This is a genomic window from Massilia cellulosiltytica (genome assembly GCF_047325105.1).
Classification (GTDB): Bacteria; Pseudomonadota; Gammaproteobacteria; order Burkholderiales; family Burkholderiaceae_D; genus Telluria; species Telluria orientalis.
In genome coordinates this window covers 5,362,743-5,383,139 of the sequence record NZ_CP168562.1, presented here as the reverse complement: position 1 = coordinate 5,383,139, position 20,397 = coordinate 5,362,743, and the positions used below count along the sequence as shown (strand labels likewise).

Genomic DNA, 20,397 nt, shown 5'->3' with positions numbered 1-20,397 from the left:
TCAGTTCCATCTTCTGCCGCGCAGACTCCTAGGCCTGCAAGCCTCAGCGAGGCAATGCAACTCTGTGTCGAGTTTGCAGCGGAAAACCGCAAACCCGTAAAGGTGCTCGCAGACCTGATGGGAGTGGAAGTAAAAACGCTTTACCGGTGGTTGGCGGATACGTCCATGCCGATCAATCGAGTTCGGCAGTTCGAAACGTTCTGCGGTATTTGCTTTGTCAGTGAATACCTCTGCTTAGCCCACGGTGACAAGGTCGTCGTAGCCATTCCCGCTGGCAAAAAAGCCAACATTCTTGAACTGTCGACACTGCAGGGTGTATTCGCCCAGGCAATGGCTTTTTTGGTCCAGTTTTACCAGGACGGCAGCGGTACAGACGAAACCGTCACCGCACTTACCGAAACGCTCACTCAGGTGGCTTTCCAGCGCAGCAATGTGCTCAAGTCGTCGTCCCCTGAGCTGGATCTCTTCTCCACCCAATGAATACCGTCGTCGTTAAACCGTATTACAGCGCGTCGGAGTTGGCGTCACTGTGCCTTCCCGGACTTCCTGGAACGAGCGTAGGCGTTCGCGGCAAGGCCGAGCGCGAAGGGTGGCCGTTCGCCGAAGAGAAAGGCATTGGCGGGACACGTCGCGTCTATGCCCCACCCGCGCCGGTCATGAGTGCGATTAAAGCGGCCGCCGCAGCAGCGCTCGTCGCCACGGCAGCGCCCGCAACCCCGCCCCGTAAGATTGGTCCGGCCGATCAGCTGCCGCTCATCGTGACCGAAAGCCAAGGTCTGCAGCTCGACGCGCGCAGGGGCGTACTCCTTGCCCTTGAGACCCTCATGAACCGCTCCGGTTACCCCATGAAGAAGGCGGCGCGCGTTCTGATCGAAATGGCGCGCAAGGGCGAAGCCGGGGAGCAACTGGTTGCCATGCTCAAGAAGGCTCGCGATGGTCGGGGCCGCCCCAGCCCGGACGGTTTGCCCTCCGAGCGTAGCGTCCTGCGGTTCGTCGAGTACGAGCGTGCCGGCATGCTGGCACCAAAAAAGCGCGAAGCCGACATGTCCGTGCCTCCTTGGGCGACAGCGTTCCTGGAGTACTACCAGCGCCCGGAAAAGCCCACGGTCGAGCACGCCTACCGCGAGTTCTGCAAGACGCTGGACGAGAAGGCCCAAGCGCCAAGCATCTGGCAGGTCCGCCGCTTCCTGGGCAAGATCGGGAACGTGACCCTGCAGCTGGGCCGCATGGGCGATCGCGAGATCAAGAGCCTCAAGGGCTTCGTGCGTCGCGACTTTGCCAACCTGCTGCCAGGTGACATTTATAGCGCTGACGGCCATACGTTCGACGCCGAGGTGCAGCACCCGATGCACGGCCGGCCCTTCCGCCCGGAGATTACGTCGGTGGTCGATATCGCCACCCGCAAAACCGTGGGTTGGTCGGTCGGCCTGGCCGAAAGCGCGTTCGCGGTTCTCGACGCGCTGCGTGCGGCAGTCCTCACTGGAGGCATCCCGGCCGTCTTCTACGTCGACAACGGCTCGGGCTACAAGAACGAGCTGATGACGGACGCCGGCACCGGCCTGCTCGCCCGCCTCGGCATCGAGATGATCAACAGCCTGCCCTACAACAGCCAGGCGCGCGGCGTCATCGAGAAGCTGCACCAGACCATCTGGGTCAACGCGGCAAAGGAGCTGCCCGGCTTCATCGGCCGCGACATGGATCGCCAGGCGAAGCAGGCGACGTTCAAGCTGTCGCGCCAGGCGCTCGCCAACGCGAGCGACGTGGCGAAGGCAATGCCCCTAATGGCCTGGGACCGCTTCGTGGCCTTCTGCGAAGAAAAGGTAGCCGAGTACAACAACCGGCCACACCGCTCCTTGCCGAAGATCGCCGATCCGGAGAGCGGCCGTCGACGCCACATGACGCCCAACGAGGCGTGGGCGCGCGCCGAGGCGGCAGGATTTGCGGCGCACATGGTCACGGACGACGAGGCCCGGCCGCTGTTTCGTCCGCAGGCGCTGCGCACCGTCCGCCGCTGCGAGATCGAACTGTTCGGCAATCGGTACTTCGCCCGTCAGCTGGAGGAGTTTCATACCGAGCAGCTGCGCGTCGGCTACGACATCCACGACCCGGCGCAGGTGTGGGTCTACGACCAGGACGGTCGCTTCATCTGCAATGCCGAACTCGACGGCAACAAGCGCGACTACATGCCGATGTCGGTCATCGAGCGTGCACGTGACAAGCGCGAGGCCGGCCGCGAGCGGCGCCTGGAAAACAAGCTGGTCGAGGTACGCCTGGAGCGCCGTGGCGCCCCGGCCCTTGAGATGCCGCAGCAGATCAGCATCCCCGGCCTGATGGGCAGCATCAACCTGACCCAGCTGGCCGAGCGTGCGCGCCAGGCCGAGCTGGTGGACGTGACGTCGCCCATCGTACAGAAGCCGACCGCAGTAATCACGCCGACACCGGAACAGAAAGGATGGACCGTCCCGACCACCGCCGCCGCGCGTTTCGCCGAGTGGCAACGAATTCAGAACCTGAGCGAGGAGGCGCTCGAAAACGAGAAGCAAAAAAAATGGCGGAACACCTATCAGGAGTCCGCCGAATTCAGAGCATTTCTGAAAAAGACCGCTTAACCAACGTCCGCCGCTGCAACGGCGAACACTAGAAAGAAAGCAAGTATGACGACAACGAATCAGCCGGTCAATCGTGTGGCCAACATCAGCAACCTCGACCTGGTCGCCGTCGCGGCCGAGAAACTCTCGTCCCGCGTCAACGGTCTGCCCGGAATCGGCGTGCTGTACGGCGAAGCCGGTCGGGGCAAGACCATTGCCTGCTCGGCGATCGCCAACAAAACGCGCGGCTACTACGTCCAGATGATGAGCGCCTGGAACCGCAAGACACTCCTGGAGAAGATCCTGTTCGAGATGGGCGTCAAGCCGGCCGGCACGATCCCGGCGATGCTCGACATGGTCTGCGAGCAGCTCGGCTCCTCGGGCCGGCCGCTGATCATCGACGAGTTCGACCACTGCCTCAAGAAGGACGGCATGGTCGAGCTGGTGCGCGACATCTACGAGGGCAGCCAGGGGACGCTGCTGCTGGTCGGCGAGGAACAGGTGCCGCAGAAGATGAAGCGCTGGGAGCGCCTGCACAGCCGCGTGCTGGCCTGGATTCCGGCCCTGCCCGCGTCGATGGACGACGCCCGCAAGCTCGCACCGATCTACTGCCCCGGCGTCGCGATCGCGGACGACCTGCTGCAGCGCGTGGTCGACATGGCCCACGGCTCGATCCGCCGCGTCTGCGTCAACCTGACACGCATCCACGAGGAAGCGATGCTGCAGGCCGAGTCCGAGATGACGCTGGCTACCTGGGGCGACCTCGATCTGTACACCGGCGACGCACCGAAGCGTAGGACGGTGTAACGATGAGCGTGGAACAACAAGTCGAGAAGCGCGGCCGTCGCAAGCCCGCGCACATGGAGCTGGTAGGTGGTAAGGGGTCACGCCAACGTGCATGGGAAGCGATGCGTAAGCACGCGGGACCGTTTACCTGCTTCCAGATCGCTCGCAAGGCCAAGGTCGACGATGAAACCCTGTTCACCTACCTGATCTCCCTGCAGCGCGGCGGATACGTCGAATGCGAGAAGGTCGACGGCAAGGCGATCCAGAAGCACGCGAAGTGGACGATTGTCCGCGACAACGGCGTCGAAGCACCGAGGGTGACGCGCGACGGGAAGCTGGTCACCCAGGGGCTCGGCACCGAAGCGATGTGGCGGTCGATGCGCATCGTCGGCGAGTTCAACACGACCGAGCTGGCGGCGCACGCCGAGGCGGCCGGCGTGAAGGTGAGCGAGGAGACGGCCAAAGCCTATATCGGCGCGCTCTACGGCGCCGGCTACCTGGTCCGTGTGGCCGAGGTGCGAAGCCTGGGGTTCGGCAAGGGCAACGTCCAGGCGCGCTATCGCTTGGGGCCGGGCAAGTACACCGGACCGCGCCCGCCGATGATCCAGCGCACGAAGCAGGTCTACGACCCGAACCTCAGCCAGGTCGTCTGGAAGGAAGAACTGAAGAATGACGACGACCTCTGAACCACGCTGGCTCAGCCTGATGCACGAGGAGGCGAAGCGCACGAACAAGCAGGCGCTCGCCGACCGGCTGGGGTATTCCCGGACCACTGTCAGCCTGGTGATGTCGGGCACCTATCCCGGCAACACGGACAAGATCGCGGCTAAGGCAATCGAAGTGCTGGAGCCGGTCCTGGTGCTGGACTGTCCGTACCTGGGCGTCCAGCTACCGAAAGAGCAATGCGTCGAGTACGCGACCCAGCGGGCGCCGACGCACCACCCAACGAAGATGGCCCACTGGCGCGCATGCCAGCAGTGCCAAAACAACTGCAAAGGAAAGCAGCTATGAACGTGCAAACAACCAGTGCTCAAGTCGTTGCCCTGCGGCCGGACCTCATGCCGATGATCGTCGACGTCGTCGCCAGGACGCACGAGCCCAAGACGTTCAACGCCGAGTTCCTGACTCGTCTGCGCGCGCTGAACGATATGTCGCGCTGGCTGCGCCAGGCCGGCCACCCGCCGATGACGATGCACCTGCAGGGCCGTCTGCCGACCATCCACGTCGACGGCGCCGCCGCGCGACTGCTGGTCGCCGAGGCGCAGGGCTTCACCGGCCGTCGCGTGAACGACACGCACCGTCACTGCAGCGTTGAGCTGCGCGGCTGCCTGATCACCTGGTTCGAACCGCTGTAACCCACCACCAATCCATCCACCAAGAGGAGATTCACCGATGAGCCAACAACACTGGTCGCAACGCCTGCACGACGTCCTGACCGCCAAGGAAAAGCCGAGCTATGAACTGCTGGAGGAATGCGTCGTCGGGCTCCTGCAGGAACGGCAGGGAATGACTGCCACGGTGACCGACATGGCGAAGAAATTTTCCCACATCGTCTTCGCACGGATGAATGACGACACCGATCAGGCTTTGAAACTGCTCGACGAGGTAATCGCCAAGCACGTCACCGTGACAACCAGCGCCGAGAGCGATAACGAGCAAGCCTTCGCCGTCTTCGGCGACGTGATCGCAAACAACGTCACCGTCACGGCCAGCCCGGCCGAGACCACGACGCATTGAGGTGCCGCGTGGGTGCATTCGATCCCCTGACTCCGTGGCCGGCGCCGAAGCGCGAGGAAAAACCCAAGCCTGGCGATCCCCCGCCGCCGTCGTCGCCTGACAAGCGCATCCCGATCGGCCCGACCGACATTTGATCCAATCTGAAAGGAAGTACAACTCATGCAACAAAACGAAACCAACGTGATTCCCGACGGCTACCGCAAGAACGCCCAGGGCCACCTCATCCCCGAGGCGCTGATCAAGCCGATCGACCTAGAGCGCGACCGCCTCGTCGCCGAGCTGGTCAACGGCGCGAAAACAGTAAGCGCCCAAATGCAGGCATTCAAGAACAAGGTGTTCGGTGACTTCAACGCCTTCGTCCAGCTCTCGGCCGAAGAATACAAGGTCTCGATCGGCGGCAAGAAAGGCAACGTCACCCTGTTCAGCTTCGACGGCCGCTACAAGGTGCAGATCGCCACCGCAGACCGCGTCGCGTTCGACGAGCGCCTGCAGGCGGCTAAAGCCCTGATCGACGAATGCATCGCCGCCTGGAGCGCCGGGAGCAGCCCGGAACTGATCGCGCTCGTGCAGCAGGCGTTCAATGCCGACAGGGAAGGCAACCTCAACACGGGGCGCATCCTGGCACTGCGCCGCATGGAGATCAAGGACGAGCGCTGGCAACGCGCCATGACGGCGATCGGCGAGTCTGTCCAGGTGGTCGGCAGTAAGCAGTACGTCCGCTTTTACGAACGCGTCGGCGAGACCGAGCAGTACGCCCCGATCTCTCTGGACATGGCCACGGTATGAAATTGCAGATCAACGATGCCGGCAGCTGGCGGCACATCAGTAACTTCGACCGGATCGACGAGCCTACCGTCCGCGTGCGCGCCGCGCAACTCGCGCCCTACCTGAACGAGCGCGCCAAGCTGCGGATTCTGGACGATCAGAACAACGCCCGGGCGCACTGCAAAGGCCCGGACTTTACTTGGGAGGAATGGAAGCAATGAGTGACACCGCACAGATGGTCAGCGATATCGATGTGCAATGCACTCGCTGCCGCAACAAGCACAAGGAATCCGACCGTCAACATAAAACCGGGAGCAACGGCTGGGGGCAACTGGTCTGTCCTCGCTGCCAGTGCACTACCTACTTTGACATCCGCCCGCAGGTGGCGTGGTGCTGGGCATCCGGATTGATCGAGACGGGTGATGTGGATGCGATGCCCGAAGGCGCCATCCTCGTCGCGAGTGGACCGAAGGCGCACCTGCACGGGACGATCTCCGCGCTGGCTCGCATCGGTCGCGGCGCCAGCGAGGGCAAGTTCCTGGTGCCGGGTGTTCCCGAGTTGGACGACCAGAAGGCGAAGAACGATGCACTGGCGAAGTGGCTGACCTGGTGCGCCCGGAACAACGGGCACAAGGGCCGGCATGGCGTCGTGTTCGTGACGCCGAACTATTGAAGCGAAACCGGCCGCTATCGGCGGTCGGTCTGCCAGGCATGGTTGCCTGGTACTGACGAGCAGCCAAAGGAGAATTATGAAACTGAGCAAAGAGCAACAACAATCTGCAGTGGACAAATTGAGCACACCCTGGGGCCGGGCTACGCTTCGGTGCGATGGCTACCTGGTTACCCTGGACGTTCGCCGGATTAGTAAGGCGAGCATGTCCTATCGCGTCTTCGTCTACGTCAACGGCACCATGAATTCCGCCTGGTGCTACGAAAAGAATGCGGCGCCAGAAGCCAAATTCCTGCGCAAGTCGGTTCGGCCCAACGTGAGCCCGGTAAAACGGAAGGAGGTCGAGAAGGCTTTGGGCAAGCGTCGCATGGCGAAGGACCCGTATTGGAGCGGTTCGATGACGCTGTATTTGCCTGACTTCGCAAATGGCAAGGCGGCCATCAGCCACCTCTGCAAGGTGTGTGAATCCGTTGAGCTGCTGGACGACGATGCCGCTCGGGAAGCGCTGGCCGCGATCGCGGCGCCGGCCGGTGCAGCGGAAGCCGACGCGACCGCTGGGGCCGCACTGGAGGCGTGACAAATGCCGCGCAACGCATCCCTCGCCAAAATCCACATCGCCAAGAAGCAGCTCGGCCTGGACGATGACACCTACCGCGCCATGCTTCAGCAGCACGGCGGCGTGACCACGGCGAAAGACCTGACGCCGCTTGGCGCCGCCAAGGTGCTGCACCACCTGGAGAAGGCCGGCTTCAAGCCGAAAGGCAACCCCGGCAAGCGTCCGAAGCCCGCAGCCGGCCGGGCCGCACTGGTCAGCAAGATCGAGGCGCAGCTTACGGACGCTGGCCGGCCGTGGGCGTACGTCGACGGTATGGCGAAGAAGATGTTCAAGGTCGAGAAGGTCGACTGGCTTGACGAGCAGCAGCTCGGCAAGATCGTCGCCGCGCTCGCATACGACGCCAAGCGCCGAGCCAAACAAGCCGGCAAGGACGGCGCCGATGGGCAATGACCTGTCCCATCTGCCGGACAGCGTGCAGAAGCTGATCGCATTGATCGGCCTGCCGCTGACCCTGCGCATGGTCGACGTGTTCGGCGGGACGACGCTGTACCTGTACCGCAGCGACGCATGCGCCGAGAAGCTCTCGGCGGTCGTCGGCGCCGGCGCGGCCGACAAGATCATCCGATTCTTCGGCAATACGCCGTTGACGATCGCAACGTGCAAGAATGCGATGATCATCGTGCGTAACCGCGACATCCTGGCCAAGTTCGACCAGTTGACCCTCCGCGAAGGCAAGTCGGCGCGGGCCAGCGTTCAGGAGATCGTGCGCGACTATACGCCGCACTTACATGAGCGTACTATCTGGCGCGTGTTGAAAAAGACCGGCGAAGTGGAGCCGGTCGATCCGCGCCAGATGAGCCTGCTGTAACCGGCCTGGCGCTTCCGCGTCAAGGCCGCACCTCTCTTTTCCCCTCCTGTATTACCCACCGCTGACATCCGTCAGCCTTTGGCGCCGCGCCGCGCGCCCGTACAGTCCTCCCGTATCGCGTTTCCGCGAATCACTAATTGACCGGAGGAACTGTGCATCAAACCCAACGCAAGGATTGGCACCGCATGATGAAGTGGCTGCTGGTCGCGCTCATGCTCTACACGGCCGCGTTCGTCATGCTGCAGGCCGGCTACAGCGGCCCCGTGCAGACCGTGGTCTGGAAGCTCGGCCATGTCACCCTGGGCGGCTACGCCGGCTACTGGCTCGACCGTGCCGCGTTCCGCGACCGCATCCGCTGGGATACCCCGCCGCTGGTGATGATCCGCCGCGCGATCATCATGGCGGCCGCGATGTACACCTTGGGGACCGGCCTGTGATTCGTCTCCTGTCCCGTGCCCTGGTGATGGCGGCCAGCGTGCTGCTGACCACCTGTTTGTCGCCAGCCCATGCGGCCGACCCGTGCGATCGCTACCGCGCGACGATCACCCGTGAAGCGCAGGCCGTGTTCGGCCTCGGCGCTCCGGTTCCGGCATTGGCGGCGCAGCTCCTCAAGGAAAGCAGCTGCCGTGCAGACATCACGGCATGGGACAACGGCCGGGGCATCGCCCAGTTCATGGACCCGACCGCCGCCCAGGTCGCCCGCCTGTTCCCGGAGTTGGGCGTGCCCGACCCGTACAACCCGACCTGGTCGATTCGTGCCCAGGTCCGTTTCGACCGCTGGATTGGCCAGCGCGTCCAGGCCGTCGACGAGTGCCAACGCTGGGCCGCGACCTTCAAGGGGTACAACGCCGGCCTGGGATACGTGCAGCGTGCGCAGCGGATCTCCCCGCAGCCTGGCACATGGTTCGGCGTCACCGAGGACATCAACGCCGGGCAGAGCGTCGCCAACTTCAAGGCGTCGCGCCAGTACCCGCGCACGATCCTTTTCACCCATCAACGCCGCTACCTCGCCTGGGGAATGCCGCTCTGCGTCCAGGCGGCACCATGAAAGCCGGCGCTGCCGTCATCGCTGCCTTGGTCTGGTCCCTAACGGTCGGCGGTAGCGGCTTCGCGCTCGGCTACCTCGTCCGGGGCGCGCGGCAGGCGACAAAAGAAGTGCAAACGCTGCGCTCGGCCGCGACATCCAAGGTCCGCCAGGACCGTAAGGCGTTGGCGGCCGGCGTGCGCACCGAGCAGGCCAACACCGGCGCCGACCATGCCTTCCAGACCATCCGATCCGACTATGAAGCAGACCTACGCAAGAACCCTGACGCTGGCTGCGTGCTTGACGCTGACAGCCTGCGCCGTTGGAACGAAGCCAACGCCGAGTCCGAGCGCGACGCCGCAGGCGAACCTGCTGCAGCCGTGCCCGGCGCTGCCGAAGGCCAAACCGGGACAGAACGCGGTAACGAACCACATTGAAGTCGCCAGGTTGTACCGGCTCTGCCAGATCAGGACGGCGGGCTGGATCGACTGGTACGAGAGCACGAAGGAGACCGATTGACCGAAATCCTGGACGAAGCAAGCCGCGTCGAGATGGCCGAGCGTGAGGCGTTGGTCGTCGACCAGCAGGCCCGCGCCCGGCTCGCGGCGAAACAGGCCGGTGACCGCGAAGCAGCACGCGCCGGCCAGGTCGCCTTATGCGTCGGGTGCGAATCACCAATCCCTGAAGCGCGGCGCCTGGCTGTTCCTGGTTGCCTGCGCTGCATCGAGTGCGAGCGCGCCAAGACCGCCCGCGTTCCCCGATAACCTACAAATGGACCGCATACCAATGCAACCACTGCAAGTCAGCAACGACGATCTCGGGCGTATCCTGGGTCGGATGGAAGCCCTCCTCAATGAGCAGGTTTCCGCTACCAAGCGCGTCGAGGAGGCTGTCGCCAACGTCGACCGCAAGGTGACGCAACGCCTGGACGAACATGACGTCCGGCTGCGCCGCCTCGAAGTGGCGAACCCGGAGAAGATCGCCGAGGCTGTCGCCGCCCACGGCAAGCGCATCGAGGCGCTGGAGCAGACCGCCGCTCGCTCGGGAGTGATCGCCGGCATCGCGTCCGGTGTCACCGTCAGCGCGCTGGCAAGCCTGCTGCGCGCCAAGCTGGGGCTGTAATGGCGAAGGGGGCGGACGTCCGCGCCAGGGTGCGCAAGCATTACGTGTTCGACCGGCTGTCCCTGGAGCAGTCGGCCAAGCTCGCCGACGTGTCGTACTCGACGGCCAAGCGCTGGCGTGACGCGGCCGCTACCGAAGGCGACGACTGGGAGCGCATGCGCACCGCGTCCAGCCTGAGCGGTGGCGACGTCGAGCAGCTTTCCCAGCAGATCCTGACCGAGATGCTCATCCAGTTCAACGCAACGCTCGACCTCATCAAGGCAGACGCCGAGATGCCGGCGCTGCAGCGTGTCGAGCTGCTGTCGAGCCTGATGGACAACATCCACAAGAGCATGGCGGCAATGAAGAAGTTCCTGCCGGAGGCCAACGCGCTGTCTATCGGCATGGCCGTCGTCCGTGGCCTGGTCGAGTTCGTTCAGGACCGCTATCCCCAGCATGGCGCCGCCATGGTCGAGATCCTGGAGCCGTTCGGCGACGTGCTGCCGAAGATCCTCGCGAGTGTCAAATGATCAGCAAGGATCTCACGCCCAAGGAACTCAAGGAAGAGCTGGCCGACCTGGTCGGCTCTTTACGCAAGGATATCGAGGCTCACGCTGCCGGACTGGACGGGTCGCCCGCCGCGATCGCGGCGCGGCGCAAGCGCGTGCTGTCGGGCGACTTCCAGTTCTTCGCGTACACGTACTTCCCCCACCATATTCGGGGCACGCCGTCCCTGTTCCAGGCGCAGTTTTGCCAACGCTACCCCCAGCTGCTGGCGCAGCCGGGCGGCGTTAAGGAATGGTGGATCGCGCCGCGTGGCGAGGCGAAGTCGTCGATGCTGACCAAGATCGGGCCGACGTGGGTCGCCGTTCAGGCGCTGCTGCAGCGGCCCGAGGTGCGCAAGGAAGTCGGCGTCGCCGCGCCGCCGCAGTTCATCGACTACGTCATTCTGCTGGGCGCCGAGACCGAGCTGCCGACCAAACTGGTCGAGGTCGTCAAGACGGAACTCACCGGCAATGCGGCCCTGGCCCTGGACTTCCCCGAAGTGTGCGGCCGAGGGACGATGTGGAAGATCGGCGAGTGCGTCACCAAGACCGGTGTGAAGCTGGAGTCGTTCGGCGCCGAGCAGGCGATCCGGGGCACCTTCCACGGCGCGAGCCGGCCGAAGCTGCTGCTGGGTGACGACCTGATCACCGACGCCGAGGCGAAGAGCCCGACCGAGCGTGAGAACCGCTGGACCTGGCTGACGAAGGCGATCGACTATCTCGGCCCGCCTGATGGCTCGGTCAAGTACTGCGGCGTCGGCACGATCCTGGACAAGGACGATCCGATCAGCCGGGCCAAGCGGACCATCGGCCACGTCGTCCACCACTTCCGCGCGCTGGCCCAGATGCCCCAGCACATGGACCTGTGGGCGAAGTGCGAGGAGCTGATGCGCAACGACGACGTCGGTGCCGTCCAGGAAGCGGCCGAGCGAGGCCAGGTCATCCCCGACACGGGAATGCCCTCGTATCGCTTTTACCTGGCCAATCGGGCGCAGATGGACGAAGGCGCAGTCGTGTCCTGGCCGAGCGTGCGCAGCCTGTTCTGGCTGATGCGCCAGCGCGCCACCGCGCCCAAGGCGTTCAACACCGAGATGCAGGGCGACCCGCGCACGGACGAGGACAAGACTTTCCACCACATCACGTACTGGGCGCAGCGGTCGAAAGACTGGCTGATCTTCGGCGGCTGCGATCCGTCGATGGGTGCCAACGAGAAGTCCGACCCGTCCGCGATCCTGGTCGGCGGTCTGGACCAGCGCATGAAGCGGCTGCACGTCATGCATGCCGAGATCAAGCGCCGTGTGCCTTCCAAGCTGGAGAGCGACCTGATCGCCGCTCAGCGAGAATTCCGCTGCCTGGCTTGGGCGTTCGAGAACAACAACGCCTACGAGCACTCGCGCCAGACCTTCATTTTGGCCGGCCTGGCCAAGGGCGTGCCGCTGCCGCTGGTGGGCGTCACCGCGACGGTGCCGGCGCCGGTACGGATCGACTCGCTGGAGCCTTTTGTCACCGACCTCCTGATGCCGCAGATCTTGCTGCACGCCGGGTTGACCCAACTCCTGTCCGAGTTGGACACCTGGCCGGAAGCGCAGACCAACCACCACTACGACGGCCTGACCGCGCTTCACCTGCTGTGGCATGTCGCCATCACGCGCGGCATGGGCAAATACGAAATTCAGACGACGCCGCGAGCCGGATCGTCCGGCGGCGGCCGCGACGATGACGACTTCGGCTCGTCTTCGAGGAGAATGTTTTGAGCAAGATTCTTGACCAGTTCGGCAAGCCGATCGCGACGGCGTCCCTGGACGAACCGCAGACCTCGCGGGTCCATACCTTGCAGAATCAGTACCTGACCCCGATGCTGGCCGGGCTGACGCCAGCGCGCCTGGCGCGCACCCTGCAGGCCGCCGACCAGGGCGACCTGGTGGAGCAGCACCGCCTGTTTTCCGACATGGAGGAGCGCGACGGCCACATCCGCAGCGAGATGGACAAGCGCAAGGCGGCGGTCGCTCGGCTGGAGTGGAATATCGTCCCGCCCAGGAACGCTTCGGCGGCCGAAGAGGCCGCCGCCGAGTGGGTGCGGGAAACGCTGCAGGACGCCGTCGATCCGATCGAGGATGTGATCCTGGCCATGATGGATGCCGTTGGCCAAGGCTTCGCACCGATCGAGCTGGAGTGGCGGCGCGAGGGCGTAGAGTGGCTCCCGACCATTCATCCTCGCCCGCAGGAGTGGTTCCGGCTGAACACGGAACGCACCGAGCTGCGCCTGCAGACCGCGTCAATGGATGGCGACGTCCTACAGCCGTTCGGCTGGATCATGCATACCCACGGCAAGGCCAAGACGGGCTATCTCGGCCGGATGGGCCTGTATCGCACCCTGGTGTGGCCGTTCCTCTACAAGGCGTATGCGCTGGGCGACTTCGCCGAGTTCCTGGAAACCTACGGCCTGCCGATCATCGTCGGCAAGTACTTCGCCGGCGCCACGGCCGATGAGAAAGCCAGCCTGATGCGCGCTGTGACGGCGCTGGGCCACGACGCCCGCGCGATCATGCCGAAGGAGATGGAGCTGGAAATCCAGAAGATCACCGGCGGCGCCGGCGACTCGGCGCACCTGTCGATGATGCAATGGGCCGAGGGTTCGCAGTCCAAGAGCATCCTCGGCCAGACCCTGACCACCGATGCCGGAAAGAACGGTGGCGGTAGTCTGGCCCTGGGCAAGGTGCACAATGAAGTGCGGCATGATATTCGCGACAGTGACGCGGAACAGATCGCCGGTACACTCACGCGGGACTACATTTACCCTCTGGTTGCCCTGAACCGCGGCGTCGATGGATTGCGGCGCAGCCCGCGCCTGGTGTTCACGCTGACCGAACCCGAGGATATGAAGCTGTACGCGGACGCGCTCCCGAAACTGGTGGCGGTTGGCGTCCAGATCCCGGCTGCCTGGGCGCATGAGAAGCTGCGTATTCCGGTCCCGAAAGATGGCGAGCCGGTGTTGCAGGTGACAAATAAGCTGCCAACCGATAGCGAGGCGACCGACTCCGCGACCGCGCGCCTGTCGGCGGATGTCCCGCCGCCGGCCGGCAAGCCAGCCCAGCAGACGGCGGACGATCTATCCTCGGCCGCCGCGCCGACGTGGGCCCAGCTGCTGGGCGAGATCCAGGCGAAGGTCGAGAGCGCGGCCGACCTGGCGGCGCTGCAGCGCGACCTGGTCGAGTCGTTCGCGGACCAACCGCAGGAGCAACTGGTCAAGCTGATGGCGGCGGCGTTCGCCCTGGCCGAGCTGAAGGGCATGGTCGACGTTCAGGACGGGGCATAAGATGCCACTGGCAATCGGCAAGAACACGCCGTTCGAAGAGCAGCTGACGTTCTTCAAGAACAAGCTCAACCTGCCCACGGAGCGTTGGGACGACATCATGCGTGCGGCACACGACCGTGCCTTCGTCGTCGCCGGCGCCGCCAAGGCCGACCTGCTGGCCGACCTGCGCACGGCCGTGGAGCGCGGGATCGAGACCGGCAGCGGCCTGGAACAGTTCCGCAAGGACTTCAAGGAAATCGTCCAGAGGCACGGCTGGACCGGCTGGACCGGCCAGGGCACGGCAGCCGGCGAAGCCTGGCGCACGCGGATCATCTACCAGACCAACACGGCAACCAGCTACGCGGCCGGCCGCTGGCAGCAGCTCAACAACCCGAAGCTGCTGCAGCTGAAGCCCTACTGGAAATACGTTCACGCTGACGGCATCGCTCATCCCCGGCCACTGCACGTGTCGTGGGACGGCCTTGTGCTGCGACACGACGACGAGTTCTGGAAGACCCATTTCCCGCCGAACGGCTGGATGTGCCACTGCCGCGTGGTCGCCGTTGACGCGCGCGCTTACCAGGCGGCCGTCGACGCCGGCAAGGGTGCGGCTCCGGAAGGCTGGGCCGAGATCAGCCCGAAGACCTGGGCGCCGGTAGGGATCGACAAGGGCTTCGACTATGCACCTGGTGCGCGTGCCAATGCCCCGCTGCGCTCGCTCATCGACGACCGGCTGGTGCGCCTGGCGTCGCCGATCGGCTCTCGCCTGTACCAGGCGATGCAGCCGGTCCTGCAGGCCGAGCAGCGGCAGGCTTACCAGGGCTTCGTCGCCGAGGTGCTGGCCGACCCGGTCAAGCGCGGCCGCACGGCGATCGTCGGCGCCATCGAGCCGGCAGTCCTGGACTGGCTGCAGGTGAACAAGGGCATTCAGCCGGCCAGCGCCGAGATCGCAGTCCAGGACAAGTTGCTGGTCGGGAAGAAGGCCCAGCGGCACGACGCCGCCGGCGACGCGCTGACCGACGAGGAGTGGCTCGGCCTGTTCGACACCCTGGCCAACCCGTTGCAGGTGCTCTACGACGTCAACACGGGCAAGCTGCTGTATGTGCTCCCGGCGGCCGACGGCCGAGCGCAAAAGCTCGCCGTCGAGTTCGACTTCCAGGTGAAGAAGCGTGAGGGAGCGCTGAATATGATCGTCTCGGCCTTCAAGCCGCTGCTGGAGAAGATCGAGGGCGCAATCGTGGGCGGGCTGCTGCAGGTAGTGAAATGAGCCGGAGGGAGGCCGGACGTCCCTCCATCCATGATCGGCCACGGCGAACCGTGGCCGGACAAGCCTGTGGACTCCGAATTTCCACAGCTCCCCGACTCACCTGGCCATTATAGGCAAAACCGTGAACCAGCATATCGAAATCAACAACGGCTCCGTCGACCAGCTGCTGAAGCAGCTCGGTCAGCGCGCCGGGGACATGGAGCCATTCCTGCGCGCCCTGGGCGAGGACATGGTGGAGCGGATCAAGGGACGCTTCGGCACCGGCACCGCGCCGGACGGCGTGCCATGGGCACCCAACAGCGCGGCGACCCTCGCCCGGTACATCCAGTCACGAGGACGTAGAACCGGCCGACGCGCCCCGCCAGCGCCCGCCAAACGGCCGCTGATCGCCAGTGGCGAGATGAGCCGGGGTATCCACTACCAGGTCGGCACGGACGCGCTGTTGATCGCCTCGCCGGCGCCACAGGCATTTATGATGCAGTTCGGAGGGACGAAGGCGCAGTTTCCGCACCTTTGGGGAGACATTCCAGCTCGCCCGTTCTTTCCCGTCCGGCCAGACGGATCGCTGTATCCCGACGAAGAGCAGGACATCGTCGACGCACTTACGTTTTACCTGACTGTCGAATAAGGACAGAGCGACCGACCAGGTGCTGTAACACCGGGCCGGCCACTCCGCACGCAGCCTGAACTGCATGCTTCGCCAAGGCTCTGCCACCCCGTACGGAGGCGGGCGGAATTTTAACACGGAGAAACATGTACCAAACCGCAACTCCCATCATCCCCTGGATGGGCGGCAAGCGCCGCCTGGCAGATAAGCTGCTGCCGCTGTTCCCCAGCCACGAATGCTACGTCGAGGTTTTCTGCGGCGGCGCCGCGCTCTACTTCCTCAGGGCCTTCCCGGCCAAGACCGAAGTCATCAACGACATCAACGGCGAACTGGTGAACCTGTACCGGGTGGTGCAACATCACATGGAAGAGTTCGTCCGCCAGTTCAAATGGGCCATCTCCAGCCGCCAGATATTCAAGTGGCAGCAGATGACTCAGGCGGAAACCCTGACCGACATCCAACGCGCGGCCCGGTTCTACTACCTGCAGCAGCACGCTTTCGGCGGCAAGATCGACGGCCAGACCTTCGGTACGGCTACGACCGGATCGCCGATCAACCTGTGCCGGATCGAGGAGAACCTGAGCGCGGCCCATCTGCGCCTGGCCGGCACCTATGTCGAGAACCTGCCTTGGCGCGAGTGCGTCAAGCGCTACGATCGCGCCCATACGTTCTTCTATATGGACCCGCCGTACTGGCAGACCGAAGGGTATGGCGTCGACTTCGACTTCCAGAACTACCTGGACATGGCGGAGCTGATGCGCACCACCAAGGGCAAGGTCATGGTCAGCATCAACGACCACCCCGACATCCGCCGCGCGTTTGAAGGGATGCACTTCCTGGAGTTGGACATCAAGTACTCCGTCGCCAACAACCACGGCGCGGCGGCGACGAGCGGGGAGCTGGTGATCACGAACTGGGATTGCAACGCTCCAGGCGGGCTGTTCTAATATATAGATGCGCGGAAAACGACAAATGAACATTCCGCGCCGCAAGAAAATCGAAATCCGCGCTTTACGGCGTTTTTCTGGCTCGGGTGGGCACATGCCCTCAAGCTCGATAGGAAAACGCCTCCTAGCCCCGTTAGTCCGCCGTTAATTCCGATGCCCAGTCCATGTGCTGGGCGGCAAGTCGGATTTCCTGTTGGATTTTAAGTTCCGCAAGGCACTGCTGACATCTGTCAGTCTGTTTCCGCATGGCTATCGCTGCGACGATAGCTCCATGCCCAAACGTTCCAAACCCACCGTCACCCAGCCCTTCGGCATCGCCGCGTGCGCGCTGGCCGTCACCTCCGGCAGCGAGCTGCAACTCCTGCCGGCCGGTGGCTTCCACGCCCGCGATGGCCGGCCCCACGACGCGCCAGGCTGGCACGTCGACGCGGCGCTGGCTCAACGCCTGATCGAGGCTTCGGCGGCGCGCGGCACCCCTTACGTCATCGACTACGAGCATCAGACCCTGCTGGCCAAGGAGAACGGCAAGCCGGCGCCTGCGGCCGGCTGGTTCCATCGGCTGGAGTGGCGCGAGGGTGTCGGCCTGTTCGCTGTCGACGTCGAATGGACGGATGGCGCGGCCGCGATGATCGAGAAGAAGGAATACCGCTTCATCTCGCCGGTCATCGGTTACGACAAGGCAACGGGCGCCGTCACCTCTTTATATATGGCGGCAATCACCAACAACCCGGCGATCGACGGCATGAGCGAAGTGCTGCTCACGGCTGCGGCCCTGCATTTCACTCTTTCCCCACCCACTCCATTAACCGAGGACACCGCAATGGAAGAACTCCTGGAGCAGCTCCGTTGGCTGCTCAACCTGCCGGTCGGCACGCCGGCCGAGGGCATCGTCTCGCACCTGCAGACCCTGATCGACCAGCTCAAGGCCGGCGATCCGGAAGCGACCGCCGCCGCATCGTTCGACCTGGTCAGCTACCTGGCAACGCAGCGCCAGACCCTGGCATCCCTGTCGACCGCGACTCCCGATCCGGCCAAGTACGTGCCGATCGGAGCCATGGTCGCGCTGCAGGGCCAGCTGGCCGCGCTGACGACCAACCAGTCCACCACCCGCGTCGACGAAGTCGTGTCGGCTGCGCTGGCCAGCGGCAAGCTGCTGCCGGCCCAGGAAGAGTGGGCGCGCAGCTACGGCGCCCAGGACATCGCCGGCCTGACCGCCTATCTGGATGCTGCACAGCCCATCGCGGCGCTGTCCGGCCTGCAGACCCACCAGACCAAGGTGGTGCCGCCGAACCCGTCCCACGTCGCGGCGCTGACGGCCAGCCAGAAGAGCATGTGCCGAATGATGGGCGTGTCCGAGGCGGATTACCTCAAAACCCTGCAGGAACTGGCCACCGTCGCGTAAGCGCCGCTCGGTCCCTCAACTGGAGAAATAGATGGTTGCACTGACTGCATCCCGCAACACCCCGAACAAGGACGGCCAGCTGGCCGTCTTCCCGGTCGCCGCCGGCGTCAAGATTTTCGCCGGCGCCTTGGTCGCGTTGAACGCGGCAGGCTTCCTGGTGCCCGGCTCTGTCTCGACCACCCTGCGTTACCAGGGCCGCTCCGAAGACTGCTGCGACAACACAGGCGGCGCCGACGGTGCCAAAACTCTCGCTGTCCGCCGCAAGCTGGCCTTCAAGTTCGCCAATCACGCGGGCGATCCCGTCGCCCAGGCCGACGTCGGCAACGTGGTCTACATCGTCGATGACCAGACCGTGGCCAAGACCAACGGCACGAACACCCGCTCGGCCGCCGGCAAGCTGCTGGCTGTCGACGTCGACGGCGTCTGGATCGAATAAGCGGCCGGCCATGAAAACCACGATCTCCGTTACCTGGTGCGTGCTGGCCCTGTGCCTGGCGGTTACGGCGGGCGCCCTGGTGTTCGCCGCCGTGCCCGGCCCGGCCCGGCCGGCCGTGGTGCTGCCGGAAGTGTTTCCGCAGCCCTGCGGCCTGCGTCCCGATTGCGCCGCCAACGCGCGCCTGGCCGCCGCCCAAGCCCCCCTGAACTCCTAGGAATCAACATGCTCATCAATCGCGAAAACGTCAACAACCTCTTCATCAGCCTGAAGACCACCTTCAACAACGCATTCAACGGTGCCTCGGGCGACTGGGAACAGATCGCCATGAAGGTGCCGTCGACTACCGGCCAGAACGACTACGCCTGGCTGTCGAAGTTCCCGCGCATGCGCAAATGGATCGGCGAAAAGACCGTCAAAGCGCTGGCCGCGTTCAAGTACGTCATCGTCAACAACGACTTCGAGGCCACCGTCGAAGTCGATCGCAACGACATCGAGGACGACAACCTGGGCATCTACCAGCCGCAAGCCATGGCCGCCGGCGACTCGGCCGCCCAGCTGCCCGACGAGATCATCGCGGACGTCGTCAACAGCGGCTTCGTGACTAAGTGCTACGACGGCCAGTACTTCTTCGACGTCGACCATCCGGCCAAGGATGAAAACGGTCTGGATATCTCGGTATCGAACAAGGGCACGAAGGTGCTGAGCGCGGCCAGCTACCAGGCCGCGCTGGACAGCCTGGGCGCCGCCGAGACCGCGATGATGGAATTCAAGGACGACGACGGCCGTCCGCTGAACATCAAGCCCAACATCCTGATGGTCCCGCCGGCGCTGAAAGCAGTCGCGAACACCCTGGTCACCGCCGATCGCCTGGATGACGGCAAGGCAAATCCGTTCAAGGGCGCCTATACGGTTCGCGTCGACGCCCGCCTGAAGTCGCGTACGGCCTGGTTCCTGCTCGATACCACCAAGCCGGTCAAGCCCTTCGTCTACCAGGAGCGCAAGGCACCCGTGTTCGTTCAACAGATCGACTCCCAGTCGGACGATGTCTTCAGCCGCAAGAAATACAAGTTCGGTGCGGAAGCGCGCGCGGCCGGCGGCTACGGCTTCTGGCAGCTGGCCTACGGATCGGACGGCACGGTCGCCTGAACGTAATGACGTGTCCATCTGGACCAGGTGGGCACCGGCGAAACATCTAAAAGGGAAGCGAACATGGCAAAAAACGGATCGGCCGCCAGAGCTCGGGACGGCGGCAAAGCGCAGGAGACGACTGTCCAGAGCAGGAGCGGAGCGGCGCCGCGCTCCGAATTGAGCGGGGCAACCCAGGCGGTTGGCAACCCGGCGCTGAACTCTGGTTCCGGGACCGACAACCTGCAGGGCAACGCCAGCGGCGGGACGGAAACCGGCAACTCGTCGGCAGCGGACAACAGCAGCCTGCAGGAAACCAGCCTGGCGACCGGCGGCACGCTGAGCATCGGCACCCAGCTCATCGGGGAGGACGGCCACGAGCTGCGCCTGGACCTGTCGACGCTGCTCAACCGCGACGCTTCCAGCGACAAGTCCAATACGGGCGCGGCGGCCGTTATTGGCGAAAGCTTCGACAAGATGCTCGCCGACTCGTTCCGAAGCATGCATGGTCTCAAGGTGACATCCAGTCAGGCGGGCTTCCGCCGGGCTGGTCGCGCCTGGAATACCACGCCGACCGTGATCGCGCTTTCTGAGCTGACCGACGACCAGGTCACGCTACTGAAGGACGAGCCGATGCTGTCGGTCGAACTGGTCGACCTCGAGGGCGAGGACGCCTGA

The 20,397-nt window shown here is 64.5% G+C and carries 29 protein-coding genes and 1 other RNA gene; all 30 read left to right on the top strand.

Annotated features, from left to right (window positions below):
- Window positions 1-54: 54 nt before the first annotated feature.
- The 30 genes from ACEN9H_RS23530 (at window position 55) to ACEN9H_RS23385 (ending at window position 20,397) form a co-directional block, all read left to right on the top strand.
- Window positions 55-480: a hypothetical protein gene (locus ACEN9H_RS23530; protein ID WP_413672293.1), complete on the top strand. Its 426-nt coding sequence runs from the start codon at window positions 55-57 to the stop codon at window positions 478-480.
- A complete protein-coding gene (locus ACEN9H_RS23525; RefSeq protein ID WP_413672292.1) occupies window positions 477-2,609 on the top strand; it encodes a Mu transposase C-terminal domain-containing protein in 2,133 nt (710 codons plus the stop codon). Before ACEN9H_RS23530 ends, ACEN9H_RS23525 begins: the two co-directional genes overlap by 4 nt.
- Window positions 2,610-2,654: 45 nt before the next feature.
- Complete coding sequence (locus ACEN9H_RS23520) at window positions 2,655-3,395, top strand: AAA family ATPase (protein ID WP_413672291.1); 741 nt, start codon at window positions 2,655-2,657, stop codon at window positions 3,393-3,395.
- Window positions 3,396-3,397: 2 nt separating this feature from the next.
- Window positions 3,398-4,060 carry a hypothetical protein gene (locus tag ACEN9H_RS23515; protein ID WP_413672290.1) on the top strand — a complete coding sequence of 221 codons (663 nt, stop codon included), beginning with the start codon at window positions 3,398-3,400 and terminating at the stop codon, window positions 4,058-4,060.
- A complete protein-coding gene (locus tag ACEN9H_RS23510; RefSeq protein ID WP_413672289.1) occupies window positions 4,044-4,385 on the top strand; it encodes a hypothetical protein in 342 nt (113 codons plus the stop codon). The genes ACEN9H_RS23515 and ACEN9H_RS23510 overlap by 17 nt, the downstream gene beginning before the upstream one ends.
- Complete coding sequence (locus ACEN9H_RS23505; protein WP_413672288.1) at window positions 4,382-4,729, top strand: hypothetical protein; 348 nt, start codon at window positions 4,382-4,384, stop codon at window positions 4,727-4,729. The genes ACEN9H_RS23510 and ACEN9H_RS23505 overlap by 4 nt, the downstream gene beginning before the upstream one ends.
- A 37-nt stretch (window positions 4,730-4,766) precedes the next feature.
- Window positions 4,767-5,111: a hypothetical protein gene (locus tag ACEN9H_RS23500; protein WP_413672287.1), complete on the top strand. Its 345-nt coding sequence runs from the start codon at window positions 4,767-4,769 to the stop codon at window positions 5,109-5,111.
- 159 nt (window positions 5,112-5,270) lie between these two features.
- Window positions 5,271-5,897: a DUF3164 family protein gene (locus ACEN9H_RS23495; protein ID WP_413672286.1), complete on the top strand. Its 627-nt coding sequence runs from the start codon at window positions 5,271-5,273 to the stop codon at window positions 5,895-5,897.
- Window positions 5,894-6,097 (top strand): hypothetical protein, encoded by a 204-nt coding sequence (locus tag ACEN9H_RS23490; RefSeq protein WP_413672285.1) that lies wholly within the window; start codon window positions 5,894-5,896, stop codon window positions 6,095-6,097. The genes ACEN9H_RS23495 and ACEN9H_RS23490 overlap by 4 nt, the downstream gene beginning before the upstream one ends.
- Window positions 6,094-6,549: a hypothetical protein gene (locus ACEN9H_RS23485; protein WP_413672284.1), complete on the top strand. Its 456-nt coding sequence runs from the start codon at window positions 6,094-6,096 to the stop codon at window positions 6,547-6,549. The genes ACEN9H_RS23490 and ACEN9H_RS23485 overlap by 4 nt, the downstream gene beginning before the upstream one ends.
- Window positions 6,549-6,618, top strand: an RNA gene (locus tag ACEN9H_RS23480) — hammerhead ribozyme type II. The genes ACEN9H_RS23485 and ACEN9H_RS23480 overlap by 1 nt, the downstream gene beginning before the upstream one ends.
- A 7-nt stretch (window positions 6,619-6,625) precedes the next feature.
- On the top strand, window positions 6,626-7,123 hold the full coding sequence (locus tag ACEN9H_RS23475) for a hypothetical protein (protein WP_413672283.1): 498 nt from the start codon (window positions 6,626-6,628) through the stop codon (window positions 7,121-7,123).
- Window positions 7,124-7,126: 3 nt separating this feature from the next.
- Window positions 7,127-7,552: a gp16 family protein gene (locus ACEN9H_RS23470; protein ID WP_413672282.1), complete on the top strand. Its 426-nt coding sequence runs from the start codon at window positions 7,127-7,129 to the stop codon at window positions 7,550-7,552.
- Window positions 7,542-7,970 carry a hypothetical protein gene (locus ACEN9H_RS23465; RefSeq protein WP_413672281.1) on the top strand — a complete coding sequence of 143 codons (429 nt, stop codon included), beginning with the start codon at window positions 7,542-7,544 and terminating at the stop codon, window positions 7,968-7,970. The genes ACEN9H_RS23470 and ACEN9H_RS23465 overlap by 11 nt, the downstream gene beginning before the upstream one ends.
- Before the next feature lie 185 nt (window positions 7,971-8,155).
- The gene (locus tag ACEN9H_RS23460) at window positions 8,156-8,407 is read left to right on the top strand and encodes a putative holin (protein ID WP_413672280.1); all 252 of its coding nucleotides are present in this window, start codon (window positions 8,156-8,158) and stop codon (window positions 8,405-8,407) included.
- On the top strand, window positions 8,404-9,018 hold the full coding sequence (locus ACEN9H_RS23455) for a transglycosylase SLT domain-containing protein (RefSeq protein WP_413672279.1): 615 nt from the start codon (window positions 8,404-8,406) through the stop codon (window positions 9,016-9,018). The genes ACEN9H_RS23460 and ACEN9H_RS23455 overlap by 4 nt, the downstream gene beginning before the upstream one ends.
- Window positions 9,015-9,431 (top strand): hypothetical protein, encoded by a 417-nt coding sequence (locus ACEN9H_RS23450; protein ID WP_413672278.1) that lies wholly within the window; start codon window positions 9,015-9,017, stop codon window positions 9,429-9,431. The genes ACEN9H_RS23455 and ACEN9H_RS23450 overlap by 4 nt, the downstream gene beginning before the upstream one ends.
- Before the next feature lie 78 nt (window positions 9,432-9,509).
- Window positions 9,510-9,758, top strand: a complete 249-nt coding sequence (locus ACEN9H_RS23445) for a TraR/DksA C4-type zinc finger protein (RefSeq protein WP_413672277.1) — start codon at window positions 9,510-9,512, stop codon at window positions 9,756-9,758.
- A gap of 22 nt (window positions 9,759-9,780) precedes the next feature.
- A complete protein-coding gene (locus ACEN9H_RS23440; protein ID WP_413672276.1) occupies window positions 9,781-10,116 on the top strand; it encodes a hypothetical protein in 336 nt (111 codons plus the stop codon).
- Entirely contained in the window at window positions 10,116-10,625 is a 510-nt protein-coding gene (locus tag ACEN9H_RS23435) for a DUF1804 family protein (protein ID WP_413672275.1), read from the top strand. Before ACEN9H_RS23440 ends, ACEN9H_RS23435 begins: the two co-directional genes overlap by 1 nt.
- Window positions 10,622-12,394, top strand: a complete 1,773-nt coding sequence (locus ACEN9H_RS23430) for a hypothetical protein (protein WP_413672274.1) — start codon at window positions 10,622-10,624, stop codon at window positions 12,392-12,394. Before ACEN9H_RS23435 ends, ACEN9H_RS23430 begins: the two co-directional genes overlap by 4 nt.
- A complete protein-coding gene (locus ACEN9H_RS23425) occupies window positions 12,391-13,956 on the top strand; it encodes a DUF935 domain-containing protein (RefSeq protein WP_413672273.1) in 1,566 nt (521 codons plus the stop codon). Before ACEN9H_RS23430 ends, ACEN9H_RS23425 begins: the two co-directional genes overlap by 4 nt.
- Before the next feature lies 1 nt (window position 13,957).
- Entirely contained in the window at window positions 13,958-15,202 is a 1,245-nt protein-coding gene (locus ACEN9H_RS23420) for a phage minor head protein (protein WP_413672272.1), read from the top strand.
- 121 nt (window positions 15,203-15,323) lie between these two features.
- Window positions 15,324-15,830: a phage virion morphogenesis protein gene (locus tag ACEN9H_RS23415; RefSeq protein ID WP_413672271.1), complete on the top strand. Its 507-nt coding sequence runs from the start codon at window positions 15,324-15,326 to the stop codon at window positions 15,828-15,830.
- 125 nt (window positions 15,831-15,955) lie between these two features.
- Window positions 15,956-16,756 carry a DNA adenine methylase gene (locus ACEN9H_RS23410; RefSeq protein WP_413672270.1) on the top strand — a complete coding sequence of 267 codons (801 nt, stop codon included), beginning with the start codon at window positions 15,956-15,958 and terminating at the stop codon, window positions 16,754-16,756.
- Between the two features lie 271 nt (window positions 16,757-17,027).
- On the top strand, window positions 17,028-18,158 hold the full coding sequence (locus ACEN9H_RS23405; RefSeq protein WP_413672269.1) for a phage protease: 1,131 nt from the start codon (window positions 17,028-17,030) through the stop codon (window positions 18,156-18,158).
- 31 nt (window positions 18,159-18,189) lie between these two features.
- On the top strand, window positions 18,190-18,594 hold the full coding sequence (locus tag ACEN9H_RS23400; RefSeq protein WP_413672268.1) for a hypothetical protein: 405 nt from the start codon (window positions 18,190-18,192) through the stop codon (window positions 18,592-18,594).
- A 10-nt stretch (window positions 18,595-18,604) separates the two neighbouring features.
- On the top strand, window positions 18,605-18,808 hold the full coding sequence (locus ACEN9H_RS23395; protein ID WP_413672267.1) for a hypothetical protein: 204 nt from the start codon (window positions 18,605-18,607) through the stop codon (window positions 18,806-18,808).
- Window positions 18,809-18,816: 8 nt separating this feature from the next.
- Window positions 18,817-19,740: a Mu-like prophage major head subunit gpT family protein gene (locus tag ACEN9H_RS23390; protein ID WP_413672266.1), complete on the top strand. Its 924-nt coding sequence runs from the start codon at window positions 18,817-18,819 to the stop codon at window positions 19,738-19,740.
- A gap of 63 nt (window positions 19,741-19,803) precedes the next feature.
- Window positions 19,804-20,397, top strand: coding sequence for a hypothetical protein (locus ACEN9H_RS23385; RefSeq protein ID WP_413672265.1), 594 nt, complete (start codon window positions 19,804-19,806; stop codon window positions 20,395-20,397).